Annotated in this window: 11 protein-coding genes; 2 read left to right on the top strand and 9 right to left on the bottom strand. The window is 47.5% G+C overall.

All coding sequences use genetic code 11. From position 1 onward, the window contains the following. Positions 1–83 precede the first annotated feature (83 nt). The 5 genes from BK127_RS05495 to BK127_RS05475 all read right to left on the bottom strand — a co-directional run bounded on the left by BK127_RS05495 (position 84) and on the right by BK127_RS05475 (position 6,736). The gene (locus BK127_RS05495) at positions 84–1,637 is read right to left on the bottom strand and encodes an alpha-L-arabinofuranosidase C-terminal domain-containing protein (RefSeq protein WP_076229007.1); all 1,554 of its coding nucleotides are present in this window, start codon (positions 1,635–1,637) and stop codon (positions 84–86) included. A gap of 70 nt (positions 1,638–1,707) precedes the next feature. Continuing rightward, positions 1,708–3,213: an FAD-dependent oxidoreductase gene (locus tag BK127_RS05490; protein ID WP_179097387.1), complete on the bottom strand. Its 1,506-nt coding sequence runs from the start codon at positions 3,211–3,213 to the stop codon at positions 1,708–1,710. A 43-nt stretch (positions 3,214–3,256) separates the two neighbouring features. Then, complete coding sequence (locus BK127_RS05485; RefSeq protein ID WP_083689081.1) at positions 3,257–4,774, bottom strand: extracellular solute-binding protein; 1,518 nt, start codon at positions 4,772–4,774, stop codon at positions 3,257–3,259. An 86-nt stretch (positions 4,775–4,860) separates the two neighbouring features. Next, the gene (locus BK127_RS05480) at positions 4,861–5,733 is read right to left on the bottom strand and encodes a carbohydrate ABC transporter permease (RefSeq protein ID WP_076229006.1); all 873 of its coding nucleotides are present in this window, start codon (positions 5,731–5,733) and stop codon (positions 4,861–4,863) included. Positions 5,734–5,746: 13 nt separating this feature from the next. Continuing rightward, on the bottom strand, positions 5,747–6,736 hold the full coding sequence (locus BK127_RS05475) for an ABC transporter permease (protein WP_076229005.1): 990 nt from the start codon (positions 6,734–6,736) through the stop codon (positions 5,747–5,749). 186 nt (positions 6,737–6,922) lie between these two features. Here BK127_RS05475 and BK127_RS05470 point away from each other — a divergent pair, with 186 nt between their 5' ends. After that, complete coding sequence (locus tag BK127_RS05470; RefSeq protein WP_076229004.1) at positions 6,923–8,533, top strand: response regulator; 1,611 nt, start codon at positions 6,923–6,925, stop codon at positions 8,531–8,533. Beyond that, a complete protein-coding gene (locus BK127_RS05465) occupies positions 8,530–10,380 on the top strand; it encodes a cache domain-containing sensor histidine kinase (protein WP_076229003.1) in 1,851 nt (616 codons plus the stop codon). The genes BK127_RS05470 and BK127_RS05465 overlap by 4 nt, the downstream gene beginning before the upstream one ends. A 113-nt stretch (positions 10,381–10,493) precedes the next feature. Here BK127_RS05465 and BK127_RS05460 read toward each other — a convergent pair whose 3' ends face one another. From BK127_RS05460 to BK127_RS05445, 4 genes are all read right to left on the bottom strand, one after another. Beyond that, positions 10,494–11,324 (bottom strand): carbohydrate ABC transporter permease, encoded by an 831-nt coding sequence (locus BK127_RS05460; protein ID WP_076229002.1) that lies wholly within the window; start codon positions 11,322–11,324, stop codon positions 10,494–10,496. Further along, a complete protein-coding gene (locus BK127_RS05455; protein ID WP_083689080.1) occupies positions 11,324–12,283 on the bottom strand; it encodes a carbohydrate ABC transporter permease in 960 nt (319 codons plus the stop codon). Before BK127_RS05455 ends, BK127_RS05460 begins: the two co-directional genes overlap by 1 nt. 110 nt (positions 12,284–12,393) lie before the next feature. Beyond that, a complete protein-coding gene (locus BK127_RS05450; protein WP_083689079.1) occupies positions 12,394–13,794 on the bottom strand; it encodes an ABC transporter substrate-binding protein in 1,401 nt (466 codons plus the stop codon). Positions 13,795–13,828: 34 nt separating this feature from the next. After that, a complete protein-coding gene (locus tag BK127_RS05445) occupies positions 13,829–17,245 on the bottom strand; it encodes a DUF5695 domain-containing protein (RefSeq protein WP_076229001.1) in 3,417 nt (1,138 codons plus the stop codon). Positions 17,246–17,264: the final 19 nt, after the last annotated feature.

Below are 17,264 nucleotides of genomic sequence, written 5' to 3'. Positions count from 1 at the left end.
GGAAGCTTTGCTTTGGGCAAATGATGGTCTTATATTTTAAATCATGTAACCGAGCTTGCACCTTCCGCAGAAATCGCGGTCGCTCATCCTTGAACGGCCTCGGCAGACGTTTTCCTACATTGCAATAACACTACAGTATGTGCCGGAACCTTCCATGTCCGCAGCTCCTGATCGTCCACAGCTGTCAGAACGGGCACCACATTCCCAAGCGCATCTAACGTATTAGCCGCATAAATATCGTCATGAGTCAAGGTCCAGACGGTCGCGAGACGGTAGCCTTCAGGCAGCTCAAGCTCTACATCTGCCTTTTCTTCCTGATGACGATTTACAACAGCAATATTCAGGTCGCCATCCTCACGAAGGACGGCCACAGCATCCACATAGGCTTCGTCGCTTGGTTCATGTATCGCTTGAATCTTCTCATTCATATCCGGACCGATGATTTGAGGCGCGGGTATGCGTATTGAAGGCGAGCTCACATTCACCCGGACCGAATGCCCGGTCATCCATTCCGCATATTGCTTGAATACATAAAACAAAGTCGTCTTGATGACTACATCCTCTGTAACCGAAATGACCCCATTGCCGTTGATCAGAAATACATAGTTGGCCATTCCGACCGAAGGACTTAACCGGATCATCGCGTTGAATACCCCGGCTACGAATAACGCGTCCTGCAGATTGCGGGGACTGTTGCGGTTTAAGCGATAATGCCCAATGTTCTCAGGATCGGGTTCATAATGACGGATGTTCCACTCGTCCATGGATATCCGGATCTGCTGATGAAGCTGAAGCTTATGATTCACTATGGTGGTCCTGATGGTGTCGATCATCCTGCGCAGCTGCTTCTCGAAGTAGACAGGCGTAAAAACAACCGGATAATATTCATTTCCGCTCTCCCGATCCACCGAGCTTCCATACAAATGGAAGGTTAAATAGTCCAGATACTTCCCTGCCTGAACGACAACCTGACTGTCCCATTCGGGGTCATTGCCGTAATTGGAGCCTACCCCAAGCAGCTGAAGCGAAGCGTCGTATTTCTTATAAAACTGCGCCCAATTGGCAAGCTTGTGTGCATATTCCCGCGCACTCAGCTGACCGGCCTCCCAGAAACCCCAGGTTTCATTGCCGATACCCCATAGCTTGACATTATAAGGTTCGGCATGTCCGTTTGACTTGCGCCACTGTGCATCGGCGGTTTCTCCGGCTCCATTGCAATAGTCCATCCACCGCAGTGACTCGACCAGCGTCCCCGTACCCAAATTAACATTGACATAAGGCTCCGTGCCTACCTTCTCGCACCACTGCAGAAACTCATCGGTTCCGAACTGATTCGACTCCAGTCCGCCCCAATGCCAGTTAACGCGCGTCGGCCTTTCTTCTTTGGGACCTATACCATCACGCCAGTCATACAAATCCACATAACAACCGCCAGGCCAACGAATCACGGGAACACCCAGTTCCCTGACCGTTTCAATCACATCAAGCCGAACGCCGCTTTCATCCGCATGCGAGGATTGATCGTCCCAGACAGAAGGATAGATGCAGTTCCCCAAATGCTCAAAATATTGGCCGTAAATATACGGATTCACCTCACCCAGACGTTCTTCTGAATACACCTTCAAGTATGCTTTCATCGATCTCTCCAGCTCCTGTTCCCTCTTAATTAGCGAGGAACTTTCCGGTCCCTCGCTCCACGATCAAGCTTTATGATTTGCTGCCACTCACTTGATCAGCAAACGGGTTGTGATGACTCGCCGTTCCCCCTGAACCGTTCTCTTTCGATAAACGCAAGCCAGGGTCTACCAGCTCTTCAGCTTCATCTGTAATTAAATATTGGCCTTGCTCCACAAGCAGACTTCTCAGCAGCTCCACGTCGACCTGACGTGTGGTCAGACTATTCGCAGCAGCCATGGCTGCTGCCGTACCTGCTCCCTGTCCTATCCCCATAGCCGTAGCCATCACACGAACCGAACCAAAAGCGGTATGCGATGCGGAAATGCAGCGACCCGCAACGAGCAAATTATCGAATCCCTGGGGCAGCAAGCAGCGATAAGGAACCTCATACACGGCTTTACCCGAGCCTGTGAACACCTGCTGCTCGCCTTCCGGGGGATGAATATCAATAGCAAACGTTCCGCAGGCAATTCCATCCGTGAACGATCGGCTATTCAATACATCCTGTTCTGTCATTGCGTAATCGCCAACAATATGTCTCGTTTCACGTATGCCTACCTGAACACCCGTATCAAGAATATAAGCATGCTCAAAGCCTCCAATAGTACGCTTCATAAACTCGGTCACAGCCCAAGCCTGATAGCGTGTCTCCACCTCAGCCCGTGTCAGATCGAATACATTCGTTCCATCGATACCCTGCAACCTCGTGCAGTTAATAGCAAATTGTCCATCTTGTGGCAGCTCATACATCAGAATTCGCGGAGCTGCATCCTTCGGATATTCACCGCGCTCCATCGCTTCCTTAATAATTTCCTTCATACCGAGAAAGGCCAGAGCACTCTGTGCATCAATCTCTTCGTCTGTAGGGGAATCCTTAAGCAGGAGACGGTTTGCCTTCATCCAGGCTTTCAAGTTGGACATGTTGACTCCGGCTACTCTGTAGAAAAGCGTAACCGGCTGCATCGCCCCATCGGATTCACGTCCTTTCACGAAGGGTGCACCGACCCTGGCGACAACATCTGCATCCGCAGAGCAGTCAATGACTAATTTGGGGCAGATCGCTTGCCGCCCGGATTTATTCTCCACAATAATCGTCGTGACCTTACCGTTTCCGTCCGAGTATGCATTTGCGAATGTAGAATGGAGCAGCAACTCCACTCCGGCCTCCTGAAGCAGTTCAAACAGCACCAGCTTCATCCCCTCCGGGTCAAACGGGGACATGGAAGCATTGTCAAACGTCAAATCCGTTACATGTCCTGGCGATACGGTCTTCGCTACCAACCGATCCACAAGCTCTCCGGCAATTCCTCTGATCACCTGCTTTCCGTTCACGTCATGAAAGGTAAACATGGGATTGACCATGGCAACGGTTAAGTTACCCCCTACGAATCCATATCGTTCCACCAATAATACCTTGGCTCCATTACGGGCCGCCGCAACCGCAGCACCGATCCCCGCCGGTCCACCACCGATAACAAGTACGTCAGGCTCAGCCACTACAGGCACCTGCATAGCCGGTTCATTGTAAACATTCATTGTATCTCCACTCCTATTTAATAAGATTAGCTGGACCCTTGCCTTACTTCTTGGTAGTTTTATACCATTCATTGACCGCTTTCACTACATCGTTGCCTCCAGAGTTATCCCAATCCTTAATGAACTTATCAAAATTTTCGATCGATTCTCCGCCCAGCAGAAGCTTAATAAAATAGTCGGTTTCTTTTTGTGTCAGGCTTGCCTGGTTCTTACCAACAACCTCAATGGGAGGCATGAAAGCAATCGGATTCTTTTTGGCATACTTGTCAAAATCCTTGTTAATCGCATTGAAAGCCTCGAACAGCGTTGGAGTACGGCGCAATCTGGCTAACCACATATCCGCGTACTTGACCTCCTGAATTCCATCCAGGAACCAATAAGCATTTCCCCGTTTTTCAGTGAAAATAGGCATGATGGGGCTGTATACACCGTTCTCTTCATTGAAGGTGGTACCCTTTTCACCAAGTGTCAGGAAGGTGAAGGTATCCATCTGCAGCTTCGCGTCCATGAACTTGATCGCATCCTCGGCATGCTTGGAGGATTTGGGAATGGCATGCACATACAGCAGCTTATCTTCCATTTGTACGCCTGCTTTTCCGTCAGCACCCTTGAGAGGAAGCATATAGCCCATCTTCCCGGTCGGTACATTTTTCGTAAAGGCCGCATTCATGTTGGAAGCATCGTTCCATGAACCCGAGATCATAAATGATTTCCCGCTGACGAATTTCTCCTGTGCCTGCGCCGTCTTGTTCACAGCCCAATCCTTATCCAGCAATCCCTCGGTGTACAGCTTACGCATAAAAGCCATATAGTCCTTCATGGCAGGCTGTTTAATTCTTGGAAGAAGCTGTCCATTCACTTCAGACCAGTCTGTATATAGATTGAATCCGCTATAGATCATAAATACGTCCATATTGTTGCCGGTTAATGGAATCATGTCCGGCTTTTTCTCTTTGACTGTCTTGAGCGTCTGATATAATTCATCGAGTGTCTCAGGGATCTTAAGACCAAGCTCAGTCAGGATGTCCTGCCGAAGAATCATCGTTTTTTCAATATTGGCCCTTTCATTTTTTTGCGGCACTCCGTACAGCTTCCCGTTGTATTTGCCAAGCTCCCAGGAGGACGCCGAGATCGCCTGCTTCATATTCGTGCCGTTCTTGTTGACAAGCTCGTCGATAGGCTGCAAGGCCCCCTGAGCGACCAACGTATAGAACTGGGAAGGCGTCAAATCCAGAATGTCATATTCCGTACCTGAAGCGATTTCAATATTCAGCTTCTCCTCAGGTTTATCTTTGGGCAGCACGGAATAATTCACTTTGTACCCCGTTCGTTCTTCCACATCCTTGGCCACGGGATCGGTGTTCGGATCAAAGGCCACATTGAATCCCAGCACCTTAAGCGCCGGTTTGGGTTTGTTGGCATCTGTTGAGGCGCTGCTTGCTCCGGGCTTGAGATCCGCCCCCTTGGTTTCCGGATTTCCTCCTGCTGAACAGCCTGCAAGTAAGGATAACGTTAAAACAGTCGACATCAACGTGCTCATCGTTCGTTTAGTTCCATTCATGCCGTGTAGCCTCCCTTATCATCTTGTAATCTATTTTAAGGCATTGCCTCAAAAATTATCATCTATAATTACTGAAGCTGGATTTGTTACCCCTTGACTGAACCAACCGTTAAACCATGCACAAAATATTTTTGCAGAAACGGATACACCAGCAATATAGGAAGAATCGTCGCAATCACGGTAGCCGCCCTGAGTCCTTCAGAAGACAAACGTAACCGGACATCCTCAGGCTGCTGGGTCAACACATCCTCCGTGTTGGAAATCGTATCATATAAATAGATTTGAAGCGGCTTTAAATCCACAGCATTAATATAAATCAAAGGGTGAAAATAATTGTTCCAGTAGCCCACCGCATAAAAGATACCCAGTGTTGCCACAACAGGCAGGGAAATAGGCAGAAGGATCGAAACCAGTATCCGAAGATTGGAGGCGCCATCCATCTTGGCCGATTCCTCTATACTTTCCGGCAGGCCTTCAAAGAAGGTTTTGCAAACAAACAGATTGAATGGGACGACCAGCAATGGAATAATCATCGCCCAAACCGTATCCAACAGACCCAGACCCTTCATAAGGATATAACCCGGAATAATCCCACCATAGAACAGCATACTGAACACATACAGGAGTACAATAAGCTTACGTCCCCGAAACTCCGGCTTGGACAGCGGATAGGCGGCCATGATCGTAATGGCCATGCTCAGAATCGTACCTACGATGGTGACGAACAGCGTCACCTCCAAAGCTTCCATGTAACGCGATTTGGTAATGACAAATTCAAATGCACTCAGGTTCATGCCAATCGGATAAAAGGAAACCTTATTGGCCATCACTGAGGCTTGATCACTTAACGACTTGGCAAGCACATGGAGGAAAGGCAGTATACATACGATTCCGACCATGGCAAGAAAAGCAACATTCAGTGCATCGAACCAGCGACTTCCCATGCTTCTACTCTTCATGCTTTAACCCCTCCTACCATATACTTCTTCCCAGATAACGACGACTGATCGCATTGCTGGACATAATCAGAATGAAGGCAACCACCGACTCAAACAGTCCAAGCGCCGTAGACATGCTGAAATCGAGCTTTCCAAGTCCAATTCGATACACGTACGTCTGGATAATATCCGCAACATCGTATACGGCGGGATTGTACATCACAAGCACCTGCTCGAAACCGGCATTGAGCACTTGCCCCAATCGAAGTACAAACACCAACAAGATGACCGGTCCGATACTGGGCACAGTAATATGCCACATTCTTTTGAATCGTCCGGCTCCATCCACGATGGCCGCTTCATACAGCTGCGGATCAATCGACGTCATCGCTGCAAGAAACAGAATCGTGTTCCAGCCTGTGTCCTTCCAGCCATCCGTAAAGACGAGCAGCGTTCGAAACCAACTGGCATCCGAGAAGAAGCTAATACTCTCAAAGCCAAGTGCCCCCAAGAGCTGATTTACCATCCCATACGAGCCCATCATCGAATAAAATAATCCGAAAATAATGACCCATGACAGGAAATGCGGCATATACACGATCGTCTGTATCCAACGCTTCATCCACTGCAGACGCAGCTCATTGAGCAGCAGGGCAATAAGGATCGGAACCGGGAACAAGAACAGCAGCTTGTACAAGCTGATCATCAGCGTGTTGGCAATGACTTGCAGGAAAACCGGCTCATGAAAAATCCGCTCAAAGTGCTTTAAACCCACCCAGGGACTTTTCATCACAGAATCCACAATGTTGTCTCCGATAAATAGATTAAAATCCTTGAAGGCCAGCGTAAGTCCATATAGCGGAATAAACTTGTATACCACCAGGAACAATATGCCGGGAATGGACATGAGATATAAATCGATATTTTTTCGAGCATAGCCCCAGAAGCCTGATTGGCTTGCTCCTGTCTTGCGAGTCTTCTCCCCGACTGAAGGCTTTCCGGGTAACGCGGTCGTTTTACTCATCCAACATCATTCCTTTCCGAAAAAGGGTTTACACCGCATTCTCTTTACTCTTACAATAGATTTGGGTAGAAGAAGCTTCTGTATGTATTGTATAGGGATCCTGTTATTGAATACAGAGGAGCGGATTACGATTTCTGGTGTTGCTTTATACACATTCGTGAAGTTGGATCCAAGGAGGAATTTGGTATGTATCGTGTACTCATTGTGGATGATGAAGCATCTGTGCGTTCCGGTCTGCGGGATTGTGTGGATTGGGCACCACTCGGTCTGGAGCTTGCCGGCGAGGCGGAGGATGGAGAAATCGCGCTTTCCTTGGTAGCGTCAAGCTCCATCCATATCGTGCTGACGGATGTCAGAATGCCCCATATGGACGGAATTGCTTTGGCGCAGAAGCTGAGGGACATGCATCCAGCCGTCAAGGTTGTCATGATCAGCGGCTTTGGGGATGTCGATTACTTAAAATCGGCCATTAAATTGGAAGCCGTAGATTATATACTGAAGCCTATTCGGCTTCAGGAGCTTCATGAGGTGCTTACGCGTGTGGTCCGTCTTCTGCAGGAAGAGGATCAGACCAGGCAGAGCTGGCTGGCTCAACAGATCAAGCTCAATCAAAGCATTCCTTTATTGCGCGAAAGATATTTAACTACACTGGTGGTGGATGGAACTCACTCAACCGAAACCCTTCAGGAGAAATTTCAGTTGCTTAATATTGATCTACCTGTAAAAGCGGCGCGATTGGGTGTTTTTGTCATCCGTATCGATGATTATTCAACCGCTCTGAGCGAGATGTCAGAGCGGGAAAAGCAACTGCTTTCGTTTGCACTGCTGAATATTAGCGAGGATATTGTGAAGCAGGACTACTGCGGTCATACCTTTGAGACCAAGCCTGGTGAATATGCCGGAATTGTTCACTTCCATACCGATGACGATGAAGAGCAGCTATTTACGACCCTTCAGGAATGCAGAAACCAAATCAATCGCCTGCTCAAGCGGAATGTAACGATTGGCGTCGGCTGCACGGTCCGGGATTGGAGCTCACTCCCCGAATCCTATCGAATTGCCGCAGATGCAGCAGAGCATCGATGGTTCCTCGGGAAAAATCAAATCATTACAATGGACAGTCTGGCCAGCGTCCCCGGACCACACCATCATACCCTGCAGTTGGATGTACGCTCCTGCATAACCGTACTCAAAGCACCCAACTGGATAACCGTTACAAGCTTCCTGAATGAGGTCTTTGGAAAAGGCAAAGGAACCGCACCGGTTCAGTACGGACGCATTATTAGTATGTATATGATTATTGCATGCTCCGAGCTGCTGCTTGAGCTGGAAGCTTCCGTCACCGCAATCCAGGAGAGTGAACAGCGTCTGATGAACAAGCTGGCCGGATTTGAAACCGTTTCCGAGCTTATGTCTGCGCTGCTGGAGCATGTCCGCTTGACCTATGATGCGATTGCCGACAAGCGGGAGCATAAGACACGTAATGTGGTCACATTGATTAAAGGCTATATTGAGGAGCATTACGCCAAGGATCTGACCATAGCTGAAATCGCCGCTACGGTTTATCTGACAACGACGTACATCTGCTTGTTGTTCAAGCAGGAAACGGGTATGACGATCAACGATTACGTTATTGAAGTGCGTTTGCGGGAGGCCAAGCGAATGCTGGCCGATCCTCAGCATAAGACCTACGATATTTGTTATGCGGTCGGCTATAAGGACCCCAGCTATTTCAGTAAGCTTTTCAAGAAGCATACAGGCCTCACTCCCAGTGAATTCCGGGAGATACCCTTATGAGAACCCGTCTGGCCTTCCTTCTGTCCGGCATTTCCAAATCCAGCATTATCAAGAAATCCCTGCTGATTTATTTGGTTCTCATCCTGCTGCCCAGCTGCTTGCTTATGTATGGCTACTACCGTAAAACATCTGCCATTCTCGAACGTGACATGAGCACCTCCATGCTCCAGACACTCAAGCAAGCTGAATATAACATTTCAGGACGACTTGATCTCATCGAAAACATCTCTGATGGATTCATAGCCAATCCGGATGTGTTTGGCTTTTTGTCCAGTCTCGACAAGCCGTCCTACCTGCAATACGATGACTTTCAAGTATTGGAAAAGCTGGTGGGCAGCGGTGAAAGAAACCGCGATATTCGGCAGATCCGGATATTCGTCAAGCCTGAGCTGATCTATGCGAATGAAGACATACATTTCTTTTCGCTTAAGGATATTCAGGACTCTAGCTGGCTGGATAAGGCTCGTTCGAGGAATGGCGCGATTTATTGGGGAAGCACCCATCTGCAGTCCTATATTGGAAGCGAACCCGTTCATGTCGCTTCTGCAGCGCGCATCTTACATGATCCGAAGAATTACGACCGGATAATTGGTGCATTGGTCGTTGATGTGAAGGAGCAATTATTAAGACAAATTCTTGATCGCATTGAGCTTGCTCCCTCACAGGAAGTATTTATCATCGATAAGGAGGGAACTATTGTTTCCTTCCTTGACGAATCCAGAATCGGGAGTCATTCCGAGCTGTCAGCAGAGCAAATGAACACCATATGGGAGCAGGGGGCCGGTTATTTCCAAACTGGCGATTCTTCGGACCTCACGATATTGTATCGTCATATTCCTCTCTCCGATTGGACTATCGTAGCCAAGCTCCCATCGGTTGAGGTTTCCGGAGAAAGTATTGCCTTGACCAAAATTTCGGCTGTCATTATTCTCGCAGCTTTCTCTATCGTTTTCATATTTATTCTGGTACTCGCCTTTGCCTATGCAGCTGAAAGGTTAAACCGCAGGCTCCGGGAGCTGATCCTGGTTCTGAAGACGGAAGGCATCGACCGGCTGGATTCTCAGAATAGCGGCGACCTCAGAAAGCTCGAGCAGGGTGTAGCTCGTATGGTGCAAACCGTTCATGACCTCACCGCTGAATCGTATCAGGCCAAGCTATTGGAGCGGGACTCGCAGCTCAAAGTGCTGCAATCCCAAATCAACCCGCATTTTCTTTATAATACGCTCGATAGTATTCACTGGATGGCTGTCAGAAGGAAAGCTGATGATATCAGTGATATGATCGAATCCTTATCTGCTTATTTCAGGCAAAGCCTCAGCAAGGGCCGTTATATCGTAACGCTTGAAGAAGAGCTGCAGCTGATACGGTCGTACATGCATATTCAAAACAAACGCAATGATGATGGAATCCAGATGGTCTACCTTATTGAAGACGCTGCACGTTATTGCGACCTACCCAAAATGATTATTCAACCATTGGTTGAAAATGCCGTTCTCCATGGTATCAATCAGAAGCGTCCCAAGCATGGTACGATCACAATTACGGCCTCCATAAAAAATTCGCTGCTGGCAATTACGGTGCTGGATGATGGTGTAGGCATCCCGCCAGAGCATCTTGAAACGCTGCTTGAACCATCTGCGGAACCAGCCACCATCCAGAGCTTCGGACTTTACAATGTTCATGAGCGTATCCGATTATATTCACAAAATGAACCATCCAGCGGTATGGTGATTACTTCCGAGTGGGGACGCTGGACACGTGTGGACATTGTTATTAAAATAACCCGACCTTCCGGTGATGAAGCAGCAGAGCTGACAGAAGGAAGCTCGGATCCCCACAATGATTAACAGCAGTCATCGGTTTGTGATTGCTTGCAGCTGTAAATTAAACAATAATCCAGCAATCCCTTAAACAGGAAAGCTGGATTATATGGCATGCATACGATTGTGAAGGTATAACCTTATCCTTTGATTCCCGTCATCGTCAGTCCTTCGATAAAGTATCTTTGCCCGATCAGGAATACCACAACAGCAGGTGCTATCAGTACCGCGGCCGCAGCCATCAGCAGACTCCATGCCGTAGTTAAATTGCCTCTGAATTGAAACAGGCCGAGAGCGACCGTAAACATTTGCTGATCACCAAGGTAAACCAATTGACCGAGGAAATCATTCCAGACGCCAACAAATGTAAACAGCAGCACAACCACCATCGCAGGCTTGATCAATGGAAGAATGATTTTTAAATAAACAACAAAATAATTAGCACCGTCAATAACCGCCGATTCATCCAGTTCCTTCGGGATCGTAAGCAGAAACTGTCTGAGCAAAAATATATTAAAGGCTCCCCCACCAAAAAAAGCAGGAATAATCAATGGCCAAAATGTATTAACGAGGCCTATTCGGGACCAACCGATGTAAGTGGGGATCAGCGTTACGATGCTTGGCAGCAGGATGGTCATGATGACAATGGTAAACCAAAGGTTTTTTAACGGGAATTCCAGTCTCGCGAAGGCAAAGGCAGCTAAACCGCTGGTTAAGGTCACACCTATCAGGACGGGGATGATAATAATCAGTGTATTTTTAAAATAAAGCAGGAACGGAACTCGGGTCATGGCCTCCGTATAGTTTTCAAATCTAAAAACGTGCGGGAACCAGATCGGTGGAAATGCATAAATTTCCATGGTATCCATAAGAGAACTGCGAAGCAGCCAATAGATCGGCAAAAACACTAAAACGGACATCAATATGAGAAATACATACGTGCAAATAGCGCCTAATGTTCGAGAGTTCATCAGGATTTGCCTCCTTCGTAATGAACCCAGCCTGAAGATGATTTAAACAGCAGATAGGTTAGTAGTGAAATGATTACAAACAGAATCCAAGCCAGCGCACACGCATACCCCATACTCTGATGCTCAAAGGCTTCGCGGTGTATAAAAAATGCGTAGAACAGCGTCGAATCCTCAGGCCCGCCCTTGGTCATCGTATAAGCTTGGGTAAATGTCGTGAAGGAGTTAACCAAACCCAGAATCACATTATAAAAAATAATTGGCGTCATCAGTGGAATCGTAACTGCTCTTAGCTTGTGCCACCAATTCCCACCGTCTATTTCAACTGCCTCATGCAGATGCTGGGGAACATCCTGCAGGCCTGCGAGAAATATAACAATCACATTACCTGAGCCCCACACTGCAAGAATAATCAACGACATTACCGAGGTTTGCGGGCTGCCTATCCACAACTGCTTCTCGATTCCAAACCAGCCCAGAATATGATTGATCACACCAAAATCCACATCATACAGCCACGTCCAAAGTATACTGCTCGCCAGAACAGGAATGATCGAGGGTATAAAGAAGATGGCCCGAAACAAAGATCTACCCTTAATATTCTGATTCAAAAACAACGCAATAATAAACGCATAGATCATCGAAGCCGCGACAGCGCCTACGGAATAGATAGCTGTAGCTTTCAGGGAGTTATAGAAAAACAAATCCTGTGTAAAGATGTTCGTATAATTGGCCAGCCCGATCCACTTGGCATCGGTTAATATGTTCCAATCCGTAAAGCTCAAATATAAACTGTACAGCATCGGACCTATGGTAAACAGGAAAATCCCAAGTATGGCAGGGAGTATACAAATGTAGCCCACCCATACCCGCTGCCTGTAAAAACTTTTGTAGCTGGCTGGCTTTGCAGTAAAAGTCTTGCTTGCCGCGGTCTGGATTGCAGCTGGCTTTGACACAGACATGGAGATCCTCCTCAAAGTTGTTGGAAATGAATGTTCCAAACCGAAGCATGCTGAGACTCGCAGGCACAGAGGTCTCAGCACACTTGCGATTCAGTGGCAGCAAAGTATAATTAATTCGCTTTGCCGCTCTCAAATATCGGTTTGACCTTAGGCATAATATCATTAAGAATAGCTTCCTTGGCTGTCTTCGTTCCTAACCATACCGGATCCAGTCCAGGGTTCAGCACATCCGAAATTCTACCATATGTTGGAAGAAAAAACCATGGGGTCGGGTAAGTGGCTTTCAGTGCATAATCAATAACAGCAGTTTTGTACTCAGGAGGATGTACAGGGTTTTGCGTCCATCTTTTGATCAATTCAGGATCGGTATACCACTGCGTTTCGGCAGGCATCCAGGTTCCATTATCAATCAAAGCCAAGTTATTGTTTGGGTCCATCAAAAATTTATAGAGCTCTACGGTTTCTTTGACATGCTTGGATGAGTTAAAAATAACAAGCGGTGTTCCTGTATTGGTCGTTGCCGGCTTCTTGAAGATCGGAAGTACACCTATACCGTTCCTCAAGCCTTTACTAACCTGGGGTCCAATATTGGATAGCTCCCACTGACCGGACTCGACCATCGCTACCTTCTTGGTGAATAGCTTTGTCCCTACATCACCGGGCAGTGATTTAGCTTGCGCGGGATTTGGAGAGACATACTCGACCAGTGCCAAATCTGCGACTTTTTGAATGGCTTCTATCGTTTCCGGTTTGTCCAGCAGCAGCTGCTTGCCATCCTGGCTGACCTCTCCGCCGCCATTGCTGATTGCAAACGGGGTCCAGAAAAAATCTGCGCCAGTACTCATTTGTATCCCGTATTGCACAATGTTTTTCGGGTCAAATCCGCTCTCTCCCGGGTGTTTGCCGTTTTTATCCTTCGTCAGCTTTTTGGCGGCATCTACCATTTGATCCCATGTCCATGCTTTTTCCGTTTCGGCTGGCGGGTAAGGCACCTTGGCTTCATCGAATAAATCCTTATTGTAATGCAGCAGAACGACTTCGTTCGCCACACTATAACCTACGACCTTGCCGTCAGGTGTCGTAAATTTATTGCTTTCCAGCTTCGGCTTCACTGAGCCGTCCTTGTAATAGGGCGATAGATCGAGAAGGACGCCGGATTCAGCCCATTTTAAAGCTTGTGCTTCCAGCAGATTCGCCAAATCGGGTAGTGTTTTGGATGCAGCCATGGCACTCAGCTTCGTGTTGTATTGATCATAGGGAATACTTTGATAATCCACTTTGATATTCGGGTGCGCCTTTTCAAAATTCGCTATCCCAATGGCATTGGCCGCATGCTCTTCCTTTTCGCCCCAATCGATGTACTTGATCGTGACCTGCTCACTGCCTGCTTGCTTGGCATCCGTCGTCGTTGTTCCTGCTGCCGGCGTACCTGCCGAGGTGCATCCCGCTGCCAAAGCTAATGCAAATGCCGAAATGGTTCCCATTTTCAAAAGCTGCCCAATCGTTCCCATATAAATCCCTCCAAATAATATCGGTGTTCGTCATTTAATAGCCGTTTACCTTCCACTGCTCGATTCCTGTAGAAAGTCCCGTCTTGGCTGTAATGTTAAGACGGATTTTTGTGGTAGAGACAGGTGTAAAGGTTGTCGTATTGAATTGATTGCCTACAACTCCAAGACCTAAAGGACTTGTCACATTCACCCAAGCTGTACCATTCCAGTATTGAATCGAATACGATGCCGGCAGGTCGATACCCTGATCATCATCAAACCAATACACATTCGTGCTCGAAATGGTGTAGCTGCGGCTAAAGTCATACTGAACCCATTCCACCGCTCCAGGGTTATCCCAGTTTCCATACACCGGATGCCCTCGATCATTGGAGCTCGTTGGACTGTAACCATCGTTCAATCCTGTTATGCTTTCCCAGGATGAAACGAACGAGGTTGTAGCCGTACCCTGAGGAGCTATGTTGCTTACGGTGCCGACAGGATTAACGGTCATCGTAACTGTACTTGTCGACGATAAAGCACCATCATTGGCGGTCAGTTTAAATACATAAGTTCCTGCCGCTGATACCACTGCCGTCGTATTCAATGCTGCAGCATTGGCAAAGACAGCCGTTCCCGGTCCGCTCTGTAAGCTCCAAACTGTCGCAACTGCTCCGCCTGGAAGTCCGTCGTCACTCACCGTACCTGCTAAAACTACATTCGCAGGCAGTGTGAAAGTGCTGTTAGTGCCAGCGTTCACAACGGGTGCGGTATTCGGAGCTGCTGCTCCCAGCTGCAATTTGACATCATAGGTTGCAGCTGTTCCGATTGCGAGGCTGACAACGGTTTTGGCTCCATTTACTGCATTAACGGTTCCAGCCGCTGTATTATTGATCAGGATGTTATAGGAGCCTGCTGCCAGCCCTGTGAACGTAATCTTGGTCGTATGCGCCGTACCAGGAGTCACATTTTTCAGCGAAAGGTTCACATTGTTTTTTGCAATTGCCACTGTAGCGGACGTATACTGATCCCTTTCCATTTCCATTGAGAGCTTTTGCGTGATCAGATTCAGCTTCTGGAACAAGCCATCCTTTGGCGTAATCACATAATTGGAGCCGCTTTGAGTAACATCGCTGCCATATCCGAACAAACCGAATATCGGATCTACAGCTATGTCGGCGCTCAGAATTTTCAAGGCACCGAACAAGCCCAAATCAGCTTCACCAGCCATATCTCTCCAGCCGTTCTGCAGCGTGCCGTTGCCTACTCCCTGTCCGCCCAGGTTGCCTTTTTCCGCTTGGTACGTCCAGGATACGGTTCCAATATTCGCCGGGTCTGAGCTGATCTGTCCCGAGTTAATACTGCCTACATTGGCAATTTTGGCCGCATAGGACATCCGCTCGTCTTTTTCAGGTGTAGTTGAATGATTTCTCAGCCAGTCATCCATCGCATATCCCGCTAAAGAAACAGTATACTGGAAATTCCACCAGTTTTCCCCACAAATTGTTACCGGGTCGGCATAATAATACCAAACAGGCTGGGATCCGCGTACGGCTCTGGTTTTTGTATTGATTTTGCCCATGATGCTCGTATTGTTGTTCATCTTCGCCAGCGTATAAACTGCTTCTTCGCCGGTATTGTCATAATTGTATTCGGAACCGTATGGATAGGTCGTGTTTTTGAAGTTGTTATACTTGGTCGCCATCTTGGCGATGATATCATTGGCCTCGGTCGTCAAACCTTCATCCTGCAGGGCTTTAATAATGTCCGGTGTGGTCAACTCGCCCATCAACCCCGTATTGTAGTTGTAGGAAACCCCTGCACCATACAAAGCCTTGAAAATGTTGTACGCACGAAGCAAATACGTATTTTTTGGATTTTTGTACGTAATGATGGAAGGGTACAGCTTCGCTATTTTATACATACTGAAGTACGTATTGTAAATATGCGGATAAGCATAACCCCGACCATTTGGTGTCGTGTTTGGTGCAGGCATCAGGAAATCATATATTTTATAGTCGGTATGATTGTTTGCCATCAGTTGATTCCAGATTGCCGTCTCCAGATATTCATCCACGGCCGTTATTTCGCTGGCAACCGGAGTGATGACATTCTTTTCAGCCAAAAACTGACCATGCGTCAAGCCCCAATCATCTCCCCATCCCCAATAACCGGAGAATGAGCCTCTCTTTGCCTTCGTGTTCATCATCCAATCATCAAATACTTTGTTATAAATTTTGGTTGGGTCATTCCATTGTGTCTTCTCCACCATAAAGGTCGCATGCCTTTGGAGCGCATTAGCAATTGGCTCTATGGCATAAAACTGCAGGACGGTTTTTTCACCTGATCCATAGTTGACCGTAATATTATTGGGTCCGAGATGGTTCAGATTTAACTGATAAATTTTATGATCGGTGCCGACGGTATTCAAGTACGTAATCGTCGTTTCGGAAGGATACTGCGCTGTAACCGAAGTAATCGTTTTGGATGTATGCAGATCAACCTTGGCGGTCATATCCGTAGAGAACATCATCCCTGGTATCGCTGTTACATCCACCAAGCCCTCACTGTACAATTTATCCTGTACGGCACTTTGATCCGCTACTTTGAAAAATTTAAACGCATAGGTTTTACTTTGATTAGGTGTAAGGATGAGGCTTGTGTTTGGCAAATACCCTCTGTTCGTGCTCTTGATCACATTGGAGTGAATGTAGTATACGTTCAACCCGTTGGCCCAACCACCTTGATCCTGTGCCCATGTGCTGCCCGGATGCTCTTCGACTCTCCAATGATCCTGATATTCAAATCCCGCACCTGTCGCTGCATCCGGCGTCATCAGCAGGGAGGCACCGATACCACTTGGCCTGGACGCTGTAATGTATGAGCTGTTATTGCCAATGAAGGAATGCGGTACAACTCGGGTTTCATAGATTTCATCGCCTCCTGACCAGAATTGATTGAACGGCAGCGGCAAGCCCAAATCGCCAATTTCAATATTTTGCGTGCTGGTGTTCGTTACATTGATTTGCCAGTATAGGTAATCACTGACCAGCGAGTACGTTTCCTCCACCTTGAAGTTTTTGATGCCCTCAGCGTTAGTGGAGTTCTGGTACGTAACGGTTACAGCATTTCCGTTTTGCGACTGTGTTCTGACATCCGCTGATTTATTAGTGGAAGCTTTCGTCCAAGCCCCGCTGCCCAGCTTGTAGGTGAACATCAGCTCTCCGAGCCACGCATGGTCGGCTGTATTTTGATTAGGCGCATTGACGGCATTCATCACATAGTTGGTAGGAAATGCATCTCCCGTTAACTGAAGTGAGGATATTTCACCATTGCTTCCTGTCTGAATATTGAAATTGCTGTTGGACAACGGAAATGCCCGTGCTGTCTCCGACGTGAAAAGTGTAAGTCCTAAGGCTGCCAAACCGATAAATGCCGTAATGATCAGGCCTTGCTTTGATTTTCCGAACATTCGCTTACCTCCATTTTCC

The organism is Paenibacillus sp. FSL H7-0331 (assembly GCF_001956045.1).
The sequence above is the reverse complement of the archived record's forward strand: the minus strand, read 5'-3'. Positions and strand labels throughout refer to the sequence as shown.